Origin of the sequence: Methylobacterium sp. 37f, from assembly GCF_023093475.1 — a bacterium.
In the GTDB taxonomy this organism is placed as follows: domain Bacteria; phylum Pseudomonadota; class Alphaproteobacteria; order Rhizobiales; family Beijerinckiaceae; genus Methylobacterium.
The window spans coordinates 13,909-36,101 of the sequence record NZ_JAGHKN010000008.1 but is presented as its reverse complement, the minus strand read 5'-3'; the positions used below and the strand labels follow the sequence as shown (position 1 = coordinate 36,101).

Here is a 22,193-nt window from a genome sequence, read left to right as displayed (position 1 = left end):
CCGTTGCTGACCGTCACCATTCTCGGCGCCACAGGCTCCATCGGCCAATCGACCATCGACTTGTTGCTTCAGCATCCGGACCGCTTTCGCATCGGCAGCCTCGTAGCCGGGCGCGATGTCGACGCCATTGTTCGGCTCGCAGGTAACCTGCAGCCGGATTTTGTGGCACTCGCCGATGAAACCGCCGGTCCGGCCCTACGCAACGCGCTCGCTCACACTGGGATCCGCAACGGAGCCGGGGAGGGTGCCGTGCTGGAGGCGGTGGCACGGGATGCCGATATCGTCGTGGCAGCCGTGAGCGGAGCTGCCGGGCTGCGGCCCACGCACGAGGCGCTGAAGCTCGGCCGTACCGTGGCACTTGCCAACAAGGAAAGCCTCGTCTGCGCCGGCGACGCCTTCATGCGGGACGCCAAGCGCTACGGAGCTACTCTGCTGCCAGTAGATTCCGAGCACAACGCTTTGGCTCAAGCTCTCGGCGACGGCCGCCTCGACGATGTGGCCAAGATGACGATCACGGCCTCCGGCGGCCCGTTCCGAACCTGGACCCGTGAGCGTATTGCGAATGCTTCCCCAACGGAGGCGGCGGCCCATCCGACGTGGTCGATGGGCATGAAGATTAACATCGATTCCGCCTCCCTGATGAACAAGGGGCTGGAGTTGATCGAGGCGCACCATCTCTTCGCCCTGGAGCCCGATCGTCTGGACGTGATCGTTCACCCGCAATCCATCGTGCACGGTCTGGTCTACTGGCGGGACGGCGCGGTGACGGCGGGCTTGGCCATGCCAGACATGCGCGTGCCGATCGCCCATTGCCTCGGGCTCGGCGAGCGCTTGTCGATCGCGCGCGGACGTCATCTCGACCTCGCGGCCGCCGGCAGCCTGACCTTCGAAGCAGCCGATGAGGTGCGCTTCCCCTGCCTGCGCATTGCCCGCGCGGCCCTGGCCGCCGGCGGCGCGGCGCCGACCGTGATGAACGCTGCCAACGAGATTGCGGTGGCGGCGTTCATCCAGGGTGCCATCGGTTTCTACGGCATCGCCGATCTGGTTGAACGCGCCTGTGAACACTTCGCCGTCCAATACAGGACCGCACCCGAGGATGTCGACGCGGCCCTGGCCATCGACGCCGAGGTTCGGCGTTGGAGCAGCCAGGCCCTCGCGGCGGCCTGAGCGAGGCTGTCAGCTTTCTGGGCCGTAGCCCTCCAGAAACACGCGCACTGCCTCTCGAACATTGTGTTCGATCTCCGCTGGGGCGACCCTGTCCCCGGCGTTGAACAGGAGCCGGGTCAGCAAACCGGCCTGACAGATCTGAAGAAATTGGCGCGCGGCGAGATTGGTGTCCGCTGGGCGGAGCCGCGTTGCCGCCACCTGCGCATCAAGGTAAGCGGCGAGCCGGGTCGTACCCTGCATAGGGCCAGCCTCGAAGAAAGCTTGGCCAAGGCGCGGGAATTTCTCGCAGGCACCGATGACCATCCGGACTACGGTGATGTGCTCGGGCCTGACCATTTCGGTGAGATAACTCAGTCCCAGCCGCGTGAGCACGCCTCGCACATCGGGATCGTCGGCATCGAGGCGAAACAGCACCTCGGCAAGCCCGCGCTTTTCGGCCAGCGCCAGCGCCTCGAATAGAGCTTCCTTGCTGTCGAAGTAGACGTAGAGCGTTCCCTTTGAGACGCCAGCCGCTTTGGCGATCTCGCCCATGCTTGCTCCGTCGAAGCCGGAGGCCATGAAGACCGCACGGGCGCCATTGAGGATCTGCCGACGCTTGTCGGTTTCCGGCATGGTGCGCTCACGCCCATTCATGGGGGCTTCTACGGTCGCCATGAAGCTGATCCTGATTGACCGAACGGTTCAGTCACAATATCTAAATTTCTTGGAAAGCGCCAGCATGCGCAGTCTCAGCTCAGCATGCGCAGTCTCAGCAATGACCGAACGGTTCGGTCATTGCCGCGGAGGTCAGGATTTTCGCCATGAGCTTGCGCGAAGACGACACATATTCGCCTCAGCCGCCTGAGCTCGATGCCGGCGGGATGACTGGGAAGCTCTCAGCGGCCGTCCCGCTTGTGCCAAAGACGCCAGCACTGATCGCGACGGAGCCGACAGACAGGGTGCGGCGCGCGCGCAAGCTGGTATTTGCCACCCTGTTGCTCGCCGGCCTCGGTGGCGCAGCCTACAAGGCGCATCATTGGTGGACGGTGGGACGCTTCTTTGTGACGACCGACGACGCCTACGTGCAGGCCGACATTTCGGTGCTTGCCGCCAAGGTCCCCGGCTATCTTGCGGCAGTGCCGGTCGTGAATGGGCAGATGATGCACAAGGGTGATGTGATCGCGCGGATCGACGACGGCGACTACCGCCTTGCCGCCCAGGCGGCGCATGACAAGCTGGTGACCCAGCAAGCAGCCATCGTCCGCATCGGCCGGCAGGTCGAAGCCGCGCAGGCGCAAATGCTCCAGGCCTCGGCTCAAATCGACGCGAGCAAGGCCGATGCGGTACGAGCAGCGGCCGATTACGCCCGCCAGCAACAGCTCGAGAAGGTCGACTTCGTCGCTAAGGCACGCATCGAGCAGGCGCGAGCCGACCGCGACCGGACCGACGCCGCGGTGAAGGGAGCCGAAGCCTCGCTGGTTGCGATGCGCGCCAATGTCGAGGTGCTTCGAGCGCAGGCCCAGGAGGCTGAAGGGCTGGCCGCCGAACTGCACACGGCCGAGGCGCGGGCGGCTCGCGATCTCGCATTCACGACGATTCGAGCGCCCTTCGACGGCGTCGTCGGCAACAAGGCCGTGGAGGCTGGCGCCTATGTCGCGCCAGGCTCTCGCATCGCTGCCCTGGTCCCCCTCGAGAGCGTTCGCATCGACGCCAATTTCAAGGAGACGCAGGTCGAGCGTATGCACCCGGGCCAGCGCGTCCATATCGCAGTGGATGCCTATCCCGATCGCGACATCCTGGGCGAGGTCGAGTCGCTTTCGCCCGCTTCCGGTTCGGTTTTCAGCCTGCTGCCTCCCGACAACGCCACCGGCAATTTTACGAAGATCGTCCAGCGCCTGCCAGTGCGGGTGCACGTACCGGCGGAGGTCGCGAGCGAGGGAATTCTGCGTCCCGGCCTGTCGGTCACCGTTCGGGTGGATACTCGAGAGGGTAGTGGATCGGCTGGCGGGGACAATCCCGTGCGCAGGGCTTCACGGCGCTAGAGACGCCCATGACCGCTGATGCCGTCCCGGGGCCGTCCGCGATGGCCACCGAGCCGCCGCTCGATCGCCGCCGAATGGTGGCATTCGTAAGCATGGTGTTCGGGATGTTCATGGCGATCCTGGACATTCAGATCGTCTCGGCTTCCCTGGCTGAGATCCAGGCTGGTCTCTCGGCCTCGGGTGATGAAATTCCCTGGGTCCAGACCAGTTACCTCATCGCCGAGGTGATTTCGATCCCACTCTCCGGCTTCTTGTCGCGGGTGGTGTCCACGCGGTGGATGTTCGTGATCTCGGCCGGTGGCTTCACGCTGATGAGCCTGATGTGCGCGACATCGACCTCGATCAACGAGATGATCATTTGGCGCGCCGCTCAAGGCTTCATTGGCGGCGGTATGATTCCGACGGTCTTCGCGTCGGCCTTTACGATCTTTCCGCCCTCGAAGCGCTCCATCTTCTCCCCGATGATCGGACTGGTTGCGACGCTTGCTCCCACGATCGGGCCGACAGTCGGCGGCTACCTCACCGATCTGTTCGACTGGCACTGGCTTTTCCTCGTCAACGTCGTGCCAGGCATCTTCGTAACGGTCTCGACCTATCTACTGGTTGATTTCGATGAACCGAACCTTGCCTTGTTTAAGCGCTTCGACTGGTTCGGCCTCGTCTTCATGGCGCTGATGCTCGGCTGCCTCGAATACGTACTGGAAGAAGGGCCGAACCACGACTGGTTGGCCGACGAGGCAGTGTTCGCGAGCGCCGTGGTCTGTCTCATCGCGGGGCCGGCCTTCTTCTGGCGCGCCTTCACGGCCGCCGAGCCGATTGTCGATCTGCGCGCTTTCTCCGACCGCAATTTTACCGCCGGCTGCATCTTCAGCTTCGTCCTCGGCATCGGCCTCTACGGTCTGACCTACCTCTACCCGGTCTATCTCGGACGAGTGCGCGGTTACTCCGCACTGCAGATCGGCGAGACGATGTTCGTCTCAGGGCTGTGCATGTTTGCGACAGCTCCCATCGCGGGCCGTTTCTCGGGGAAGGTCGATCCCCGCATCATGATGGGTCTCGGCTTCCTCGGCTTCGCCACCGGAACCTGGATGGTCACCGGCTTGACCAAGGACTGGGACTTCTGGGAATTGCTGGTGCCGCAGGTCCTGCGCGGTTGCTCGCTGATGCTGTGCATGATTCCGATCAACAACATCGCTCTTGGAACGCTGCCGCCGGCGCGGATGAAGAACGCGTCCGGGCTCTACAATCTCACCCGCAACCTCGGTGGCGCCGTTGGCCTCGCGCTGATCAACACCGTGTTGAACGACCGCTGGGACCTCCACCTCGCCCGGCTGCACGAACGCTTCACCTGGACGAACACCGCTGTCCTTGAACGACTTGAGATGACGCGCCGGCAATTCGAGGGGTTCGGTGGCAGTGCGGACGCGATGGCTCTGAAAGCGATGATGAACACGGTTCGTCTCCAGGGATTGGTGATGGGCTTCGCCGACGTGTTCCTGGTGCTGACCTTCCTGTTCGTGGCGATGGCTTGTGCCGTACCGTTTATTCGGCGGCCGCGTGCGGCAGCGGGGGCAGGGGGCGGCCATTGAGGCAGATGCCCTTTACCAACGGGCTGGGAATGCGGGGATAGACCGACGAAAGTGTTCTGCTGCGACCTCGAATCACGTCCGCCGGGTTTGCGTTCGCGTTCGACGCATCCGATCTGCTACAGCGGGACGACGGCCCCGCGAGAGGCCGAGAGGATCGACGTATGGATTTCCTGAATGCCATGGGCGGCACGGCAACCGGTTTCTTAGGTGCGGTGATTCCCTTCCTGATCGTGCTGAGCATCGTCGTGTTCGTCCACGAGATGGGGCATTTCCTGGTCGGCCGCTGGTGCGGGGTCGGCGTTCACGCGTTCTCCCTCGGCTTCGGACCGGAACTGTTCGGCATTAACGATCGCCATGGGACGCGATGGAAACTCTCAGCCATTCCCCTCGGCGGTTACGTCAAGTTTCACGGTGATGCCAACGGCGCCAGCGTTCCCGACCCGGAAGCGGTGGCACGGATGACGGCACGGGAGCGTGCCATCAGCTTTCCGACCCAACCGTTGCCGAAGCGGGCCGCGATCGTAGCGGCTGGGCCCATCGCTAATTTCATCCTCGCCATCGTCCTGTTCTCCGGCGCGATCTATTTCGGTGGCCGTTACGAGACCCCTGCCCGTGTCGAGGCCGTGATCCCAGACAGTGCCGCGGCCCGCGCCGGATTCGAACCCGGCGACGTGATCCGGGCCATCGGCGGATCAAAGATCGATAGCTTCACCGACATGCAGCGCACGGTTTCGGGTGCCGCAGGTTCGAGCCTGACCTTCACGGTCGAACGTGGCAGTGAGACCAGGGAACTGGTCGCCGTGCCGGAGAGCAAGGAGGACGTGACCCCGTTCGGGCGTCATCGTTTCGGGCGGCTCGGCATCCAGGGGCCGAAGGGGACAGAGGCGAAACTTGTGCACTACGGCCCTCTGCAGTCGGTGGGCCTGGGCGTCTACGAGACCTATTTCGTCGTTGACCGCACCATAGACTATATCGGCAAGCTCGTGACCGGACGAGAATCCCCCGACCAGCTATCGGGCCCCATCGGGATCGCGCGGGTCTCGGGCGAAGTCGCAAAGGTCGGTGGTATCGGCGGTCTGATCGGCCTGATCGCGCTGCTCTCCGTCTCGATCGGGCTGCTGAACCTGTTCCCCGTACCCTTGCTGGATGGGGGGCATCTGTTGTTTTACGCCTTCGAAGCGATTCGCGGCCGGCCCTTGAGCGAGAGGGCACAGGAAATCGGTTTCCGGATCGGCCTGGCTCTGGTTTTGTTCCTCATGCTGTTCGCTGCGTGGAACGATATCCTCAACCTCGGTGCATCCTGGGGCGCACGTGGGACCTGAGCTTGTCCACCTGATCTTGCGCCTGACCTGAGGACTATGACGGCCGTCCCGTTGCGAGACACGCAAACGCCTCGATCTTAACCACAATCCCCATTGCGCGCGGAACCTTGCGTTTCGCGTGCAACCGTTTGTTGACCCTATTCGACGATCGGTCCGGGGCGTTAAGTGACCGGAAGGCCACGTCTCCCCAAAATCCCCAGAGTGCGGGACCTGCCGGCGTTTCCTTAACGCCGGAATCCCGATAGAAGCTGAGCTTGGGACCAGGTGTCAGGACGTCCGGAAAACGGACGCCTGACTGCGGGTGCAAACTCGCGCTGAAGATATAAAGAGACGGGCGATTACATGATGTCGATGACGGGGAAGCGCCGGCGTAAGTCGGTGGAACAGACCATCGTCCTAGTCGCCGCGGCGGCCGCTGGCCTCGTTCTCGGTGGAACCGCCCAGGCGCAGCAGATCGTCGTTCAGGGAAACAAGCGTGTCGATGCCGACACCATCCGGTCCTATGTGACCGGCACCGCCTCCGGCTCCCCCGAGGAAGCCCGCCGCAACCTGCTGGCGAGCGGCATGTTCTCCGATGTGAAGGTCTCTCGTAGCGGCGCCAGCACCGTCGTCAGCGTCCGTGAGAACAACCTCATCAATCGGGTTGTGTTCGAGGGTAATAAGAAGATCGAGAAAGCGACCCTTGAGGGCGAGGTCGAGGCCAAAGCGCGCGGCGCTTTCAGCGAGGCTGTTGTTCAGGCCGATATTCAGCGCATCAAGGAAGTCTATCGTCGCGCCGGTCGCGGTACGGCCAAGGTGACCTATCGGACCGTCGACCTGCCGAATGGTCGGCTCGACGTGATCTACGTCATCGAGGAAGGTGACAAGACTGGTATCAAGGCGATCAATTTCGTTGGGAATAGTGCCTACTCGGAATCCAAGCTCCGGGAGCTGATGTCGTCGTCCGAGATGAACTTCCTCAGCTTCATCAAGACATCTGACGTTTACGATCCGGACCGTATCACCAACGACCTCGACATTGTCCGGCGCTACTACCTGAAGAATGGCTACGCCGATTTCCGGGTCGTCAACGCCGATGCGCGCTATGTCGAGGGCGAGGGAGATGCCGGTTGGGTCATCACCGTCACTGTCGACGAAGGCGAGCAGTATCGCGTCGGTGCGGTAGCGATCGATTCCCGTCTGCCGGGTCTGGATACGCAGACATTGGACGGCGAGATCCGGTCCCAGGTCGGCGACGTCTACAATGCCGAGGACGTGGAGCGGACTCTCAACGGCGTGACCAATCAGGTCGGCCGCCAGGGCTATCCCTTCGCGCAGGTGCGCCCCACTGGCCAGCGCGACCGTGCAACCCACACCGTGGCTCTTGGCTTCGTGGTGGAGGATGGTCCGCGCGTCTATGTCGAGCGCATCAACATCCGCGGTAACACTCGGACCCGCGACTACGTCATTCGCCGCGAGCTCGATATCACCGAAGGTGACGCCTATAACCGGGTGCTCACCGATCGCGCCGAGCGCCGCCTGAACGGTCTGGGCTTCTTCAAGAAGGTTCGCTTCTCGAACGAGCCAGGTTCCTCGGCCGACCGCGTGATCATCAACATTGATGTCGAGGATCAGCCCACGGGTTCGTTCTCGGTGGCTGGCGGCTACTCCACCCAGGACGGTATCATCGGTGAGGTCTCGGTCTCCGAATCGAACTTCCTGGGTCGTGGTCAGTACGTCCGTGTCGCTGGTACCGGCGGTCAGTACTCGCGCGGTTTCGACTTCTCGTTCACGGAACCGTACTTCCTCGGCTATCGTCTCGCTGCAGGCTTCGATGCCTTCTACAAGTACAGCGACCAGACCCGTTACTCGCGTTACGAGACCACGGTTTATGGTGGGCAGCTTCGTGTCGGCCTCCCGATCACCGAAGAGTTCGGCATTACGCTCCGCTACTCGGTCTACAATACCGAACTCAAGGTTCCGAATACCGTCAAGCGGCCGTATAACGACTGCTCGAACCCCATCGCGGGTTACACGGCGACTTACGCCGCAAATGCAACGCTGCCTGGTCTTAACCCGGGGGATCCGACGCGGAATGTCGGCGGACAGTCGATCTATCCGGCTTGCGCCCTCGACGGTGAAGCCTCGATCGCGTTGAAGGGATCGCAGGGCAACACCCTGACCTCGCTGGCTGGACTTACGCTCGCCTACTCGACCCTCGACAACCTCGGTTCGCCGCGGAACGGCCTCTACGCCGAACTGAAGCCTGATCTCGCGGGTCTCGGTGGCGACTCGAAGTTCTTCCGCGTGACGGGCGATGCCCGCTATTACAAGGAGTTCTACGAGGACGTGGTCGGCTTCGTCCGGTTCCAGGGCGGTCACATCTCAGCTCTGAATGACCAGCCGCTGCGGATCACCGACCAGTTCTTCCTTGGACCGTCGCTCGTCCGCGGCTTCGCGCCGAACGGCATCGGGCCGCGTGACGTCGGCATCAGCGACAGCCGCTCCAACGCGATCGGTGGTTCGACCTACTTCGGCGGAACCGTCGAAGTTCAGTTCCCGCTTCCCGGAGTGCCGCGTGATCTCGGCTTGAAGGGCGCGGTCTTTGCTGATGCCGGTACGCTGTTCGGCTATAACGGTCGAACGCAGTTTAACGTGAACGGCGATAGCTTCATCAACGGTATCGCTCCCGGTGGTGCCTGTAACTTCAACCAGCTTACCATCGGCGTTGAGCCCGAGTGCGTGAACGTTCGTGACAAGATGACGATCCGCTCATCCGTCGGTGCTTCGATTCTGTGGAATTCGCCACTCGGACCGATCCGCTTCGATTATGCTTATGCGCTCTCGAAGGACGAAGGCGTGAAGGCCTACGACGCGAACGGCAGCTATCTGGGACGGGTCGGAAAAGATCAGCTCCAGGCCTTCCGCTTCTCCGGCGGCTCACGCTTCTAAGTCAGAGCGCCGTCTCCTTTTCGGGAGGCGGCGCGTTGTGACCGAATGTCAGATCCGATCTTCTTCTCCGCGACCTCCACCCTCAGCCTCGGCGCCATCGCCGAGGCTGCTGGCGTTTCATTGCCAGCGACGGCTGACTCCAATGCCCTGATTACCGGCGCCGCACCGCTCGAATCCGCGTCGCCGTCTGATGTCGCCTATATGGACAATGCCCGTTACGGCGATGCGCTCGCGAAGACACGTGCAGGGCTCTGCCTCGTTTCCCCACGTTTTGCGCCGCGTGTTCCTTCCGGCACGATCAGTTTGGTTCTTAAAGATCCCTATCGGGTCTATGCAGGGTTATTGGCGCGGCTCCACCCGGATGCGATTCGTCCCGGCTCACTCTTCGGTGTTGCCGGTGTCGCCCCCGGCGCTCACATCCACCCTGAGGCACGCCTCGAGCCCGGCGTACAAATCGATCCCGGTGCGGTCATTGGCCCGGGTGCAGAGATTGGCTCGGGCACGATCATCGGCGCTAATGCGAGCATCGGACAGTCCGTTCGCATTGGACGGGACTGCGCCATCGGGGCCGGTGCGACGTTGACCCATGCGCTGATCGGAAATCGGGTGATTATCCATCCCGGCGCACGTTTGGGCCAGGACGGATTTGGATTCGCGATGGGCCCGGGGGGACACCTGAAGGTGCCGCAGATTGGCCGGGTCATTGTCCAGGATGATGTCGAAATCGGTGCCAATACGACGATCGACCGGGGGGCCAGCCGGGATACAATCATCGGGGAGGGGACGAAGATCGATAACCTTGTACAGATCGCCCACAACGTCGTCATCGGTCGGCACTGCGTCATCGTCTCGGGCGTGGGAATCTCCGGTTCGACCACCCTTGAGGATTATGTTGTCCTTGGCGGACAGGTGGGCGTCGTCGGCCACCTTCGAATCGGAATGGGATCGCAGATCGCCGGTTCGTCCAATGTGAACCGGGACGTTCCTCCTGGAAGTCGATGGGGGGGGACACCCGCAAAGCCGGTCCGAGCGTGGTTCCGTGAACTCACGACCCTGGCACGTCTCGCCGAGCGTTCGACGTCCGGCGACGAACCGGGGAGCTGACGGCGTCTGTTCCGCGGGTACAAACTGGACTAAGAGCGCGTAGCGAGAGCGGATCCGAGCGCTCTGGGAAAAGCCCGACGATACGGCTCTCGTCCACAGCGTTCACACGCCATGCGAGCGGCCTGATCCCAGCCGATAATGTGTCGACAAAGCTGGATGATCGCAGCCTGAGCCGGTGCACGACCCCGTCCAAATCGGGGATCTTTTGATCGCTACGTGCCTGATTGAGGCCGTAGAGGACTACCGCCTCGATCCGAAGGCCGGCGATCCTTCCCTGTATCCCATTCGATCCGCAGGGCTTGCATCCCGTCCGCTTCTGCCGAATGAAGGCGCATCCTCCAAGTTGGCGGCTGATAGGAACGAGGCGGGGCGGCGGGGGCGTCGACGCGCAGTGAGGTAATCGAATCGATGAACGACATGCCGCGTGAGCTCGGCTCGGCTGACATCCAGAAGGTCCTGGAACTGCTGCCGCACCGCTATCCCTTCCTGATGATCGACCGGATCGTGGAGATCGACGGAGACCGCAGCTGCGTCGGCATCAAGAATGTCACGATTAACGAGCCGCAATTCACAGGACACTTCCCCGGACTGCCAGTGTTCCCCGGGGTCCTTCTTATCGAAGGTATGGCTCAGACCGCGGGGGCCATCTGCTGCCGCCACATCATGAGCGACGAACTGCGTGCCAAGCAGGTCTTCTTCATGACCATCGACAAATGCAAGTTTCGCAAACCCGTCGTTCCGGGCGACACCGTTCGCTATCACATGACGAAGATCAATCACCGAAAGACCATGTGGTGGTTCCGGGGCGAGGCGCGGGTGGATGGTACCCTGGTGGCCGAGGCCGAGATCGGCGCCATGCTGGTGACCGAGTGAGCACTGTCGGCGAGATCCATCCGAGCGCTGTGATCGAGGACGGCGCGATCCTCGGGGAAGGCGTCCGGGTCGGGCCGTTCTGCCATGTCGGGCCGTCCGTCGCTCTCGGTGATGGGTGCGAACTCGTGAGCCACGTCGTGGTGGCCGGCCGGACAACGATCGGCCAACGGACACAGCTCTATCCCTTCGCCTCGATCGGACATCCACCCCAGGACCTCAAGTTCAGGGGTGAGGCCTCCGTTCTGACCATCGGCGCCGATTGCGTGATCCGCGAAGGCGTGACCATGAACCCCGGAACCGCCGGGGGGGGGTTGGAGACGACGGTGGGCGACAAGTGCACGTTTCTCGCCAACTCCCATGTCGGCCATGATTGCCGCGTCGGTGACGGAGTCGTGTTCTCCAACAACGTCATGCTGGCCGGGCATTGCAGCGTTGGCGATTACGCGATCCTCGGCGGTGGTGCAGCCGTGATCCAATTCGCCCGCGTTGGGGCCCATGCCTTCGTCGGCGGGCTTTCCGGGTTGGAGAATGACTGCATTCCTTATGGCATGGCGCTCGGGAACCGCGCCTACCTCTCCGGCCTGAACATCATTGGATTGCAGCGGCGCGGTTTCGCCCGTGAGGATATTCACACGTTGCGGCGAGCCTATCGCCTTCTCTTTGCCAATGAGGGGACGCTGATGGAGCGTCTGGAAGACGTGGCCGCGGAGTTCGAGAGCCACCGCGCCGTCGCCGAAATCGTTGCTTTCATCCGCGCTGGCGGCAAGCGCTCCCTCTGCACCCCGCGCGAGACGCCGAGCACCTCTTGAACGCGAACCCAGCGCCCGCTGCGCGGATCACCGGGGCACCGTTACTGGTCCTGGTGGCGGGCGCCGGTCACCTGCCAGAATTGGTGGCGGCATCGCTCGACCGCGCCGGGCGCCCATTTCGCGTTCTGGCAATTCGCGGGTTCGCCGAGCGGGCGATGCGAAGACGGGCCGAAGCGACGGTCGATCTCCTCGACATCGCCGGTATCCTGTCCGTCCTTGAGGCATGGGGACCCGCTTGTGTCATCCCGGCCGGCGGCGTGTCCCGGCCGAACCCCGCCGCGATTCTGAATGCCGCGGCGGCGTTACGGAACCGCGACGCCCTGAGGGCGATCTCTGCCGGCGGCGACGACCGGCTGCTGCGCAGCGCTCTTCTGCTTCTGGAGGAGCACGGCCATGGTGTGATGGGCGTCCACGAAGTCGCGCCCGATCTTCTCAGCCCCGAAGGAGTGCTCGGTCTGCATGCGCCCGACACTGCTGCACGCGAGTCGATCGAAACCGGCCAGGCTCTGCTGTCTACGCTTTCTCGATACGATGTCGGGCAGGCAACGGTTGTGGTGGGTCAACGGGCGCTCGCCATCGAGGGACCTGAAGGCACCGACCGAATGCTGTCCCGCGCCCGGGGACTCGGCCGCCGCCCCTTCGGTTACGGCAACGCGCAGCCCGGCACCGTGCTGGTGAAGTGCGCCAAGATCGGACAGGATCTTCGCGTCGACCTGCCGGCAATTGGACCCCGTACCGTGGTGAATGCCGCTGCGGCCGGTTGCGCAGGTGTGGCCGTCCAGGCTGGCCACACGCTGATCATCGATCGCCAAGCGACGATTGCGGCGGCGGATCGGATAGGACTCTTCGTCGTCGGGCTGAATCTCGATGCCAGAACGGGACCGGACGCATGAACGAGCCCCATCCTGAGCGAGTCATCTGGCTGGTGGCAGGCGAAGACTCGGGGGATCAACTCGGATCGAAGCTGATGCGCGGACTGCGTGAGTTGTCGGATCGCCCGATTCGTTTCGGAGGGGTCGGCGGCGAGGCGATGGCGGCAGAAGGCTTTCGGTCCCTCTTCCCCATCGATGACGTGGCGGTCATGGGCTACCTGCCCGTCGCCGCGCGGCTGCGGACCCTCCTGCGCCGTATTCGCCAGACGGTGCGTGACGTCATCGAAGCTCGGCCCGATGTGCTTGTCATCATCGACAGTCCCGGTTTCACGCATGCCGTGGCTGCACGCGTCCGTAAGAGAATGCCAGACCTTCCCATCGTCGACTATGTGTCGCCGAGCGTCTGGGCTTGGCGCCCCTGGCGGGCCGCGAAGATGCGCCCCTTCATCGATCACGTCCTCGCCCTTCTGCCCTTCGAACCAGAGGCACACCGACGCCTGAATGGCCCTGCCTGTACCTATGTCGGTCATCCGCTGATCGAGCGACTCTCGGAATTGCGCCCGTCCCGCACCGAAGCCGAGGCACGCCTCGTAGGATCACCGGTCCTGGCGATCCTGCCCGGCTCCCGCCGATCGGAAATCGAGCGTCTGATGCCGGTCTTCGGGGCCACGCTGGCGCGTCTCACGGCGCGCTTCGGACCGATCGAGGCGGTGCTGCCGGCGGTGACGCGGCACCGAGCCTTGATCGAGCGGTCGGTGCTCGCCTGGGATAATCCCGTCACGCTCGTTCACGGCGAAGCGGCCAAGCATACCGCGTTTCGCCGGGCCCGGGCAGCGCTGGCCGCGTCGGGTACGGTCACGCTCGAACTGGCATTGGCCGGCGTTCCGATGGTGGTTGCCTACAAGGTCTCGCGAATCGAGGAGGCCGTCGCGCGACGCCTGATCCAGGTCCCGACCATCGTGCTTCCGAATCTGATCCTGGGCCACAACGCGATGCCGGAGTTCATTCAGAGCGATTGTACTGCGCCACGGCTCGCCGCAGCCCTCGAGCCCTTGCTGGCCGGCGCTTCGGAGCGCGATGCGCAGGTGGCGGCTCTGGCGCAGATCGACAGCCTCATGCGCTTGCCGGACGATGATCTGCCGAGCCGAAGCGCAGCGCGCATTGTCCTCAAAGCGAAGCGTGCAGCGTGAGCCGTTTGCAATCCAATGGGACTGCGCCGTAGCGGTTGGCCTCCGGGCTTCCGGATCGAAAGACCGTCTCGAGAAAGAACCAAACGAAGAAGCCTAGCATTGCCAGGACGAGCCCAATGACCGGGATGGGATAGCTGTCGACCATCCCCTCGAGCGGCAGAAGGCTGGTTGCCTCCGCGAGAATGTATGCCCCCAACCACCAGCCACTGCGGTTGCGGTCATGTAGCCGTCGGACCGTCTGGATCGAGGTTGCCAGGATGACGGGGAGCGTGCCGGCGGCCACGAGAATACCCGACCAGCGGAGGCCAAGGGCGGCGAGCCAGATCCCCAGGCAGAGCAGGCCAAACCCGAGGACGATCATACGCATCAGAAAGCCGCGATAGGCCGGGGCCGAGAGGCGACCGCTTGGATCCAACAGAGCCCAGGCGCGACGAAGTTCCTTGCTCATGTCCCCCTCGGCTTGACACGCCGCGTCGGAGGCTCGGCCACAGGATCTTCCGGCCAGGGATGGCGTGGGTAGCGCCCGCGCATCTCCGAGCGTACGGCGCTCCACGATCCACGCCAGAAGCCTGGAAGGTCACGGGTGATCTGGATGGGTCGCGAGGCTGGTGAGAGCAGATGCAACACGAGGGCGATTCGCCCACCGGCGATACTCGGATGGCGTTCCAGACCGAAAAGCTCCTGCACTCGGACGGCCAGCACCGGCCCGGTCTCGGACTCATAGTCGAGTGCGATGCGCGATCCGGTTGGCACTTCGAAATGGGTGGGCGCATCCGCGTCGAGGCGGGCGCGCCGATCCCAGGGCAGCAACGCTTGAAGGGCGCGCGCGAGATCGTCGGCGGTGATGGCGTCGAGGCTCGTGCGCCCGATGATTTCCGGTGCCAACCAATGCTGGATGTCTGCCAGCAGCTGAGTGTCTGACACGTCGGGCCAGTTCGCGGGGTCAGCCTCTCGCAGGAAGCGTAGGCGTGCGCGCCATTGGGTTAGTTGCGGCGTCCATGGCAGGGCGTGTAGCCCAATCTCGACGACGCCATTGGCGAGTATCTCGGCCGCGGCAATCTCCACCGGCACAGGCAGCGGGTGGTCGCCCAGCGTCACTGATCCAAGTCGTCGCATCGACCGCACGCGTAGGGCACGTGCCGTCCGGTCGAAGGTGATCTCTGTCTTCGCCTCGATTGCAGTCCCAAACAGCGCTTCGATCGCCCCCAGGGAGATCGGAGCCGCAGCAAGAATGCGAGCCTGGGCCGCTGTCCCGGTGATTTCCGCTACGACGAGGAACGGCTCGCGGGCCAGCGCAGAGCTCGGATCGACCCGTCCAGCTCGTCCGTTGGCCATGACGAATTCGCCATCGCGGCCACGGGCTCGGGCAACCCGATCGGGATAGGCCAGGGCGAGCAGCGTTCCGGCCTCGCTCATGTCGAGGCCAACCGAAGCATGGTCACGGGTTCCCGCGAACGCATTGGCTTGTCGTACCCAGCTCTGTGCGAGCCGGCGCATGTCGCTCGCCCTTTGCCCCCGGTCCCGCGTGTAGCGGTCGAGCCGGGACCTAACGTCGGTGTCGTCGCCACCGAGCCCCCGCTCTACCAGCACGGCTGCAAGGTCTGCCGCCTCGCGAGCCCTGTCGTAGCCTGCTGCCTCGACAACCATACGGGCGAGTCGTGGAGGCAGAGGAAGTGCGCGCAGAGCGTGCCCAGTTCTGGTCAGGCGACCATCCGGGTCGATCGCTTCAAGGTGGCTCAGCATCGCTCGGGCTTCGGCGAGGGCTGGGGCAGGAGGCGTGTCGAGAAATGCCAGGGTCGTCGGGTCCGTGACACCCCAGGCTGCGCAATCCAGAAGTAGGGCCGAGAGGTCGGCCGCCAGAATCTCGGGACTGGTAAAGGGCTCCAGGGCGTTTGTTGCAGCTTCGGACCACAGTCGGTGACAGATGCCCGGCTCAGTTCGGCCGGCACGGCCTCGGCGCTGATCGACCGAGGCGCGTGAGGCACGGGCGGTGACCAGACGAGTCAGTCCAAGGCCAGGCTCGTAGATCGGCACCCGCGACAAACCGGAATCCACGACGATCCGCACGCCCTGAATGGTCAGCGAAGTCTCGGCGATACTGGTGGCGAGCACCACTTTGCGCCGGCCAAGCGGCGCGGGGCCGATGGCACGGTCCTGCTCGACAGGCGTAAGAGCGCCATACAGGGGAGCCACCTCGATGGATGCATCGACTCGGTCGGCCAGAAGAGATGCCACGCGACGGATCTCGCCTTGACCCGGCAGGAAGGCGAGCACCGAACCCGGGTCTGCCCGCAGTGCCCGTAAGATCGCCTCCGCCACGACGTCCTCGATCCGTCGGCTCGGGTCTCGATCCGAGTATCGGGTCTCGACCGGGTAGGCGCGCCCCTCGGATTCGATCACCGGCGCTCCGCCGAGAAGCGTGGCGACACGGGCGCCATCAAGCGTCGCCGACATGACGAGGATGCGAAGATCCTCCCGCAAAGCACCTTGGCTTTCGAGGGCCAAGGCCAAACCGAAATCCGCATCCAGCGAGCGCTCGTGGAACTCGTCGAACAGGACGGCGCCGACGCCGGTGAGTTCCGGATCCTCCAGAATCATTCGGGTGAAGACGCCCTCGGTGACGACCTCGATTCGGGTGCGGCTCGAAACCTTCGAGCCGAGGCGGACACGCAGTCCGATGGTTTCACCCACGTTCTCACCGAGCGTCGCGGCCATACGCTCGGCAGCGCCGCGGGCTGCAAGACGGCGAGGCTCCAGCAGGATGATCTTGTCCGCCGGCCGTAACCAGGGTGCTTCGAGGAGGGCGAGCGGCACCCGGGTGGTTTTACCGGCGCCGGGCGGTGCCACGAGGACAACCGACGGACGGACCGCAAGAGCGTCACGAAGTGCTGGAAGGACGACCTCGATGGGGAGGGTGGAGACGAGAGGCGCGGGTGCAGGGTGGACCATTCCAATGCTGGTGACGCGATCGCGGACGATCCGCAACCCGCTGCGGTTCAGGTCGAGTCACGAATGTTCCACCATACTTGCCATGACCGGGGCCAATTCCATCATTCTGTTGGATCACATGGGAACGGATTCACTTCGAAGGACTTGATCGCTCGCAGCGCAAGTGGCGCTTCGACGGAAGATGGAATTCATGAACAAGCTTGCGATCGCTTTGGCTGCCAGCACTCTGCTCGGTGCATTCGGGCTCACGTCCGCATCGGCCGCCCCCGTTATGCCGGCTCCGGCCGTTGCTGTCGCAGGTGATCAGGCGCTCGATCAGGTCGCCTATCGGCGCCATCACCATGGGATGCGCCATCATCGTCATCACCGCCGGATGCATCGCATGCCGCGTTCGCGGATGATGAGCGATCCGAATTCACGCAACCCCTCGCAGCCCGGCTACCAGCAGCAGAAGGGCAGCACCACGGGCGGTCCGCGCTACTGAGTTCCCTTTCAGTCCCTTCAATCGGCTTCGACGAGGGTCGGTCTGCGCAGGCAGGCCGACCCTTTTCATGTGGCGATGCGTGGCTCTGCGTTCTCACTGGTCGTAGACGTATCAGCTTTCTCCCCAGGCCAGACGGGCTACCGCGCTGATTCTTGCCAGCTAGGTCTGCTATGCTGGGACCATGTCACAGCGCCCCGCTCGATCCGTCGCCAAGACCGGCTCCGCCCCCTCGGACTACACGACGAGCGCTGCCGTTCTCGACACGACCGGTGCCACGCCGATGATGGCGCAGTATATCGAGATCAAGGCGGCCAATACCGATTGCCTCCTGTTCTACCGTATGGGCGACTTCTACGAGTTGTTCTTCGAAGATGCCGAGATCGCCTCGCGCGCGCTCGGCATCGTTCTGACAAAGCGCGGCAAGCATGGCGGTGCCGACATTCCGATGTGCGGCGTTCCGGTGGACCGCGCCGACGACTATCTTAGCCGCCTGATCGCGCTCGGCCACCGCGTGGCTGTCTGCGCACAGACGGAAGATCCCGCCGAAGCGAAGAAGCGCGGCCCGAAATCCGTGGTTCGCCGGGAAGTTGTCCGCCTGGTCACGCCCGGTACCATCACCGAGGATCGTCTTCTTGACCCCGCCCGTGCCAACGTTCTGTTGGCGATCGGCCGACGCAAGGCTGGTGAGACTGCTTTGGTTTACGGGTTGGCTGCAGTCGATATCTCGACCGGGCGGTTTTCCCTCAGTGAAGTCCCGGCTGCCGAGCTTGCCTCCGCAATTGCCCGACACGATCCGCGCGAGATCGTTATGTCGGAAGCGATCCATGCCGATCCGGCTCTGACCCGGTTCTGGCGCGAATGCTCCGCTCCCGTCACGCCGCTCGCACAAGCTGAACTCGAGCCCTCTTCGGCGGAGCGGCGGATCAAGGCACAATTCGGAGTCTCGACGCTCGAGGGCTTCGGGCAGTTCGGCCGCGCCGAGATCGCAGCGGCAGGAGCGGTCCTGCTTTACATCGAGCGTACGCAGATCGGCGCTCGCCCGACCTTGTCGCCGCCGTCGCGCGAAAGCGCTGGCGCGACCCTGTCCATCGATGCCTCGACCCGGGCCAATCTCGAACTCACCCGGACCCTGTCGGGCGAGCGCAAGGGCAGCCTCCTCGACGCCATCGATCGAACCGTCTCCGCGGGCGGCGCCCGGATGCTCGCCGAGCATCTGGCGGGTCCGTTGACCGATCTTGAGGCGATCCGGCATCGTCACGCCGCTGTCGAGTTTCTGGTTGAGGACGGGCCGACCCGGTCCGCCTTCCGCGCTAGCCTCGCCCGTGCCCCTGACCTTGCCCGCGCCTTGTCGCGCCTCGGGCTCGGCCGGGGTGGCCCGCGGGATTTGGCAGCCTTGCGTGATGGTCTGGACGCTGCCCAGGAGCTCGCGACCCGCTGCGACGGCTTGGAGAGGCTTCCCGAGGATTTGAAGGCCCTAGCCACCTGTCTTGCTTCCGTCGATAGCGAGCTTGTGCAGACATTGCGGGCGGCCCTCGCCGAGGATCTTCCACTGAAGCGCCAGGACGGCGGCTTCGTCCGCGCCGGCTATGACGCAGAGATCGACGAGAACCGCCTCCTCGGCCAGGATTCGCGCAAAGTCATCGCTGTCTTGCAGACGCGCTACGCCGAAGAAACGGGCTGCCGTACGCTTCGGATCAAGCATAACAACATGCTTGGGTACTACATCGAAGTCCCACAGGGGGTGGGCGAGGCCTGCCTCAAAGGGGTAATGCGCGAGACCTTCATCCATCGCCAGACCATGGTCGACGCCATGCGGTTCACCAGTGTCGAACTCGGGCAGTTGGAGAGCCGCATTTCCGGCGCATCCGACCGCGCGCTGACCCTGGAGAATGCGGTGTTCGATGCCCTGTCAGGGCGCGTCCTGGAGCAGGCGAGCGCTATCGCGGATGTGGCTGAGGCGCTGGCGCGCCTCGATGTGGCGGCCTCGCATGCCGAGTTGGCCGTCGAGCGCGACTGGCGCAGGCCAATCGTGGATGAAAGCTACGCCTTCGTGGTTGAGGGTGGGAGACATCCGGTTGTCGAGGCTGCCCTGCGCGCGTCGGGAGCGCCGTTCATTGCCAACGACTGTGACTTGTCAGGGGAGGGGCGTGGACGCATCCGGTTGATCACTGGTCCGAACATGGGCGGTAAGTCCACCTTCCTGCGCCAGAACGCCCTCATCGCCGTCCTGGCGCAGATCGGAGCCTTCGTGCCGGCGGCCCGCGTCCGGCTCGGGCTTGTCGACCGCCTGTTTTCGCGTGTCGGTGCCGCCGACGATCTTGCCCGTGGTCAATCGACGTTCATGGTCGAGATGGTCGAGACCGCTGCGATCCTGAATCAGGCGACCCGTCGCTCCCTCGTCATCCTGGACGAAATCGGTCGTGGTACGGCGACCTTCGACGGGCTTTCGATCGCGTGGGCCTGTCTTGAGCACCTGCACGAACAGAATGGTTGCCGGGCCCTGTTTGCCACCCACTTCCATGAACTGACCGCTCTTGGGCAACGCCTCTCGCACCTCGACAATGCGACCCTTCGGGTTGCCGAACACAAGGGCGAGGTCGTCTTCCTGCACGAGGTGGTGTCGGGTGTGGCCGAACGCTCCTATGGGTTGCAGGTTGCCCGCCTCGCTGGCCTTCCGGCCGGGGTGATCGCGCGGGCAGGGTCGATCCTGAAGCACTTGGAGAAGGCGGAGCGGGACCGGCCGTCCCGCCCCCGGATCGACGACTTGCCACTCTTCGCCAACCTTGCTCCTCCGCCGATGCCGGAGCCCGTTCCGGAGGTTTCGGATGATGCCTTGCGTTCAGCCCTCGATGCGATCGACCCGGACACGCTGACGCCACGCGAAGCTTTGGAGGCCTTGTACCGCCTCAAGGCCGTCGGCAGCGGACCGCATTGACGCCGCTCCCGTTCGCGCATGGGGATCGGGATAGGCGGCCCGAGCGGGAGTTCGTCAGATTGAGAAAGCGACGTCGGAGGTTTTGCAAAAAGTATCGGCGACCTGCAAAGACCTGTTCATACGGCGCCCATTGTTCCGTGCCTCGTGGCGAAGCGAGTTCCAGAGATCCCACCCGTTTCGGCTATTCGGCCTCTTGTGATCGGGGCACGAAACGCCGGCATACAGCGCTGGGATAGCTTTCAACCCAGTCGTGAGGGGCGAGCGTTCGTGACTGCGGCAATCGTGTACAATCGACAGCCAGCATCGCCCTTTTCGTATTCTCACAGCGTTTTCGGAGGGTTTGCCTATACCGAGGCGGGTTCAACACCAAAATTGAAATCGATAGAATCAATATGCGATATTGAATCCATTTGTTTGAATCATGATGCGGTGCAAAATATCTTCGGATCATCGAACGGGGCTGTCGCCCCGAAAATTCCGAAGGAAGCTCACGATGACCACCCGTACCATCGTCCTAAGCGCACTCGCATCTCTGACCCTGATCACCACTGCGTTGGCGGATGACCGGACCTACCTCACCCCTCCCCTGTATCGTGAGCAGGCGCGCGCCACGGCAACCGTGCGTCCGGCTTCTGAACTGATCACCACGCCGTTCATCACACCGCGTGCACCGGCAACTCGGCAGCTCGTTGCGAAGACGGCCGAGGCATCGGTTCGCTAGTCTCGATCTCGCTCGAATATGCCGGCAATCGAGAAGGGCTGCGCTCCGGCGGACGATGCTTCGCCGGAAAGCCTATTCACAGTCGGCGGTCACGATCTTATCAGCTGATCCTCTGACCATAATCCTGGTCAGCGGTCTCTCCCGGCGCCGAATTATGTCGCGCTTTCCTCGAACGAGCGCGGCCACGCTCTTGCGAGCGGATTGCTACCCGATGGATCAACGGAAGCGCGACCGGCGCTTGCCTTCAGGATGGAATGACCTGTGTTGCTCCTGCGGTTGCGCCGGGAAGCACTTGCGGGTATAGGCCGCGCCAGCGCCCGCCAGACACCCTTGGAGGCACGGGCGCTTCGGGATTCGGGGCTTGGCCGTCCGTTTCGGGCGGCCTTTCGCGTTTTCCGTTCATTCTCATACGCAAAAGGATCACGCCATGAGCGCAGTCAAGACGCTTGAGGCCGTGGCACGCGACCGGGTCGGCAAGGGGGCCGCCCGGGCCGTTCGTCGCCAGGGTCACGTTCCCGCCGTCATCTACGGAGGCGGCCAGGCCCCGCAATCGATCGCGGTCGACCTCATCCGCATCCGCACGCTGATCTACGCTGGTGGCTTCAAGACCACCCTGTTCGAGATCAACGCCGGCGGAAAGAAGACCCGTGCGATCCCGCGCGATTTCCACCTCGATCCCGTGACCGGCGTGCCGATCCATGTCGACTTCCTACGCGTCGTCGCCGGTCAGTCGATTACGGTCGAGGTCCCGGTGCACTTCGCCAACGAAGATGCGGCGCCCGGCATCAAGCAGAAGGGTGGTACGCTCAACGTCGTCCTCCACACCCTGGCCCTCGAAGTCGCCCCTGACGCGATTCCGGATGCCATCGAAATCGACCTGACGGGTCGGGAGATCGGCGATGCGATCCACATCACCGATGTGAAGCTCCCTGCTGGCGCGACCTTCACGGGTGAGCCCGACGCCACCGTCGCCAACATCGTACCGCCGACCGTCCTCGGCGCCGAGGTCGAGGCCGAGGAGGCTGCAATCGCCGAAGCGCAGTCCGCCGAAGCTGCCGACGAGAAGGCCGAGGAAGAGGCCGCCGAGGCCGTTGCCGAAGACGAGAAGAAGGAAGACTGAAATCTGGGCTCGCGCCCGGCTTCACGTCATCCATGACAGTGCCCCGGCCAGCAGGCTGGGGCATCTCTATTTCGAGGCCTACGCCGGCATCCGCTCACTCTCGCGG

General features: G+C 63.8%; 17 protein-coding genes. 14 read left to right on the top strand and 3 right to left on the bottom strand.

The window, feature by feature from the left end; genetic code table 11:
* Positions 1-3 precede the first annotated feature (3 nt).
* Positions 4-1,167, top strand: coding sequence for a 1-deoxy-D-xylulose-5-phosphate reductoisomerase (dxr, locus tag J7U37_RS07445; RefSeq protein WP_247635306.1), 1,164 nt, complete (start codon positions 4-6; stop codon positions 1,165-1,167).
* A 9-nt stretch (positions 1,168-1,176) separates the two neighbouring features.
* On the opposite strand, the gene J7U37_RS07440 is transcribed toward dxr, so the two are convergent.
* Positions 1,177-1,821, bottom strand: a complete 645-nt coding sequence (locus J7U37_RS07440; protein ID WP_247635305.1) for a TetR/AcrR family transcriptional regulator — start codon at positions 1,819-1,821, stop codon at positions 1,177-1,179.
* A 146-nt stretch (positions 1,822-1,967) separates the two neighbouring features.
* Between J7U37_RS07440 and J7U37_RS07435 the strand changes: the two genes are divergently transcribed.
* The 9 genes from J7U37_RS07435 to lpxB all read left to right on the top strand — a co-directional run bounded on the left by J7U37_RS07435 (position 1,968) and on the right by lpxB (position 13,878).
* Entirely contained in the window at positions 1,968-3,188 is a 1,221-nt protein-coding gene (locus tag J7U37_RS07435) for an HlyD family secretion protein (protein WP_247635304.1), read from the top strand.
* 8 nt (positions 3,189-3,196) lie between these two features.
* The gene (locus J7U37_RS07430) at positions 3,197-4,777 is read left to right on the top strand and encodes a DHA2 family efflux MFS transporter permease subunit (protein ID WP_247635303.1); all 1,581 of its coding nucleotides are present in this window, start codon (positions 3,197-3,199) and stop codon (positions 4,775-4,777) included.
* 161 nt (positions 4,778-4,938) lie between these two features.
* Positions 4,939-6,099: an RIP metalloprotease RseP gene (gene rseP / locus J7U37_RS07425; RefSeq protein ID WP_247635302.1), complete on the top strand. Its 1,161-nt coding sequence runs from the start codon at positions 4,939-4,941 to the stop codon at positions 6,097-6,099.
* A gap of 342 nt (positions 6,100-6,441) precedes the next feature.
* A complete protein-coding gene (gene bamA, locus J7U37_RS07420; RefSeq protein ID WP_056189616.1) occupies positions 6,442-9,030 on the top strand; it encodes an outer membrane protein assembly factor BamA in 2,589 nt (862 codons plus the stop codon).
* A 45-nt stretch (positions 9,031-9,075) separates the two neighbouring features.
* A complete protein-coding gene (gene lpxD, locus J7U37_RS07415; protein ID WP_247635301.1) occupies positions 9,076-10,134 on the top strand; it encodes a UDP-3-O-(3-hydroxymyristoyl)glucosamine N-acyltransferase in 1,059 nt (352 codons plus the stop codon).
* 408 nt (positions 10,135-10,542) lie between these two features.
* Positions 10,543-11,007 carry a 3-hydroxyacyl-ACP dehydratase FabZ gene (fabZ, locus tag J7U37_RS07410; RefSeq protein WP_056189609.1) on the top strand — a complete coding sequence of 155 codons (465 nt, stop codon included), beginning with the start codon at positions 10,543-10,545 and terminating at the stop codon, positions 11,005-11,007.
* A complete protein-coding gene (gene lpxA / locus J7U37_RS07405; protein ID WP_247635300.1) occupies positions 11,004-11,816 on the top strand; it encodes an acyl-ACP--UDP-N-acetylglucosamine O-acyltransferase in 813 nt (270 codons plus the stop codon). The genes fabZ and lpxA overlap by 4 nt, the downstream gene beginning before the upstream one ends.
* Positions 11,813-12,709 carry a UDP-2,3-diacylglucosamine diphosphatase LpxI gene (gene lpxI / locus J7U37_RS07400; protein WP_247635299.1) on the top strand — a complete coding sequence of 299 codons (897 nt, stop codon included), beginning with the start codon at positions 11,813-11,815 and terminating at the stop codon, positions 12,707-12,709. The genes lpxA and lpxI overlap by 4 nt, the downstream gene beginning before the upstream one ends.
* Positions 12,706-13,878, top strand: a complete 1,173-nt coding sequence (lpxB, locus tag J7U37_RS07395) for a lipid-A-disaccharide synthase (RefSeq protein WP_247635298.1) — start codon at positions 12,706-12,708, stop codon at positions 13,876-13,878. The genes lpxI and lpxB overlap by 4 nt, the downstream gene beginning before the upstream one ends.
* On the opposite strand, the gene J7U37_RS07390 is transcribed toward lpxB, so the two are convergent.
* Together J7U37_RS07390 and hrpB are read right to left on the bottom strand one after the other, a co-directional pair.
* The gene (locus J7U37_RS07390; RefSeq protein ID WP_247635297.1) at positions 13,856-14,326 is read right to left on the bottom strand and encodes a DUF805 domain-containing protein; all 471 of its coding nucleotides are present in this window, start codon (positions 14,324-14,326) and stop codon (positions 13,856-13,858) included. The genes lpxB and J7U37_RS07390 overlap by 23 nt on opposite strands.
* Positions 14,323-16,827 (bottom strand): ATP-dependent helicase HrpB, encoded by a 2,505-nt coding sequence (hrpB, locus tag J7U37_RS07385; RefSeq protein WP_247635370.1) that lies wholly within the window; start codon positions 16,825-16,827, stop codon positions 14,323-14,325. The genes J7U37_RS07390 and hrpB overlap by 4 nt, the downstream gene beginning before the upstream one ends.
* A gap of 181 nt (positions 16,828-17,008) precedes the next feature.
* On the opposite strand from hrpB, the gene J7U37_RS07380 reads away from it, so the two are divergent.
* From J7U37_RS07380 to J7U37_RS07365, 4 genes are all read left to right on the top strand, one after another.
* Positions 17,009-17,311: a hypothetical protein gene (locus tag J7U37_RS07380; protein WP_056189596.1), complete on the top strand. Its 303-nt coding sequence runs from the start codon at positions 17,009-17,011 to the stop codon at positions 17,309-17,311.
* A gap of 280 nt (positions 17,312-17,591) precedes the next feature.
* Entirely contained in the window at positions 17,592-20,246 is a 2,655-nt protein-coding gene (gene mutS, locus J7U37_RS07375) for a DNA mismatch repair protein MutS (RefSeq protein WP_247635369.1), read from the top strand.
* A gap of 493 nt (positions 20,247-20,739) precedes the next feature.
* Positions 20,740-20,967 (top strand): hypothetical protein, encoded by a 228-nt coding sequence (locus tag J7U37_RS07370; protein WP_056189589.1) that lies wholly within the window; start codon positions 20,740-20,742, stop codon positions 20,965-20,967.
* A gap of 427 nt (positions 20,968-21,394) precedes the next feature.
* Positions 21,395-22,087, top strand: a complete 693-nt coding sequence (locus J7U37_RS07365) for a 50S ribosomal protein L25/general stress protein Ctc (protein WP_056478967.1) — start codon at positions 21,395-21,397, stop codon at positions 22,085-22,087.
* The last annotated feature ends 106 nt before the right edge of the window (positions 22,088-22,193 follow it).

Excerpts from the sequence above, each read along its gene's own strand:
- J7U37_RS07430 (WP_247635303.1), top strand. The coding sequence starts at position 3,197 with ATGACCGCTGATGCCGTCCCGGGGCCGTCCGCGATGGCCACCGAGCCG.
- J7U37_RS07370 (WP_056189589.1), top strand. The coding sequence starts at position 20,740 with ATGACCACCCGTACCATCGTCCTAAGCGCACTCGCATCTCTGACCCTG.
- mutS (WP_247635369.1), top strand. The coding sequence starts at position 17,592 with ATGATGGCGCAGTATATCGAGATCAAGGCGGCCAATACCGATTGCCTC.
- rseP (WP_247635302.1), top strand. The coding sequence starts at position 4,939 with ATGGATTTCCTGAATGCCATGGGCGGCACGGCAACCGGTTTCTTAGGT.
- J7U37_RS07390 (WP_247635297.1), bottom strand. The coding sequence starts at position 14,326 with ATGAGCAAGGAACTTCGTCGCGCCTGGGCTCTGTTGGATCCAAGCGGT.
- lpxB (WP_247635298.1), top strand. The coding sequence starts at position 12,706 with ATGAACGAGCCCCATCCTGAGCGAGTCATCTGGCTGGTGGCAGGCGAA.
- J7U37_RS07435 (WP_247635304.1), top strand. The coding sequence starts at position 1,968 with ATGAGCTTGCGCGAAGACGACACATATTCGCCTCAGCCGCCTGAGCTC.
- J7U37_RS07365 (WP_056478967.1), top strand. The coding sequence starts at position 21,395 with ATGAGCGCAGTCAAGACGCTTGAGGCCGTGGCACGCGACCGGGTCGGC.
- J7U37_RS07440 (WP_247635305.1), bottom strand. The coding sequence starts at position 1,821 with ATGGCGACCGTAGAAGCCCCCATGAATGGGCGTGAGCGCACCATGCCG.
- lpxD (WP_247635301.1), top strand. The coding sequence starts at position 9,076 with ATGTCAGATCCGATCTTCTTCTCCGCGACCTCCACCCTCAGCCTCGGC.
- J7U37_RS07380 (WP_056189596.1), top strand. The coding sequence starts at position 17,009 with ATGGAATTCATGAACAAGCTTGCGATCGCTTTGGCTGCCAGCACTCTG.
- fabZ (WP_056189609.1), top strand. The coding sequence starts at position 10,543 with ATGAACGACATGCCGCGTGAGCTCGGCTCGGCTGACATCCAGAAGGTC.
- hrpB (WP_247635370.1), bottom strand. The coding sequence starts at position 16,827 with ATGGTCCACCCTGCACCCGCGCCTCTCGTCTCCACCCTCCCCATCGAG.
- bamA (WP_056189616.1), top strand. The coding sequence starts at position 6,442 with ATGATGTCGATGACGGGGAAGCGCCGGCGTAAGTCGGTGGAACAGACC.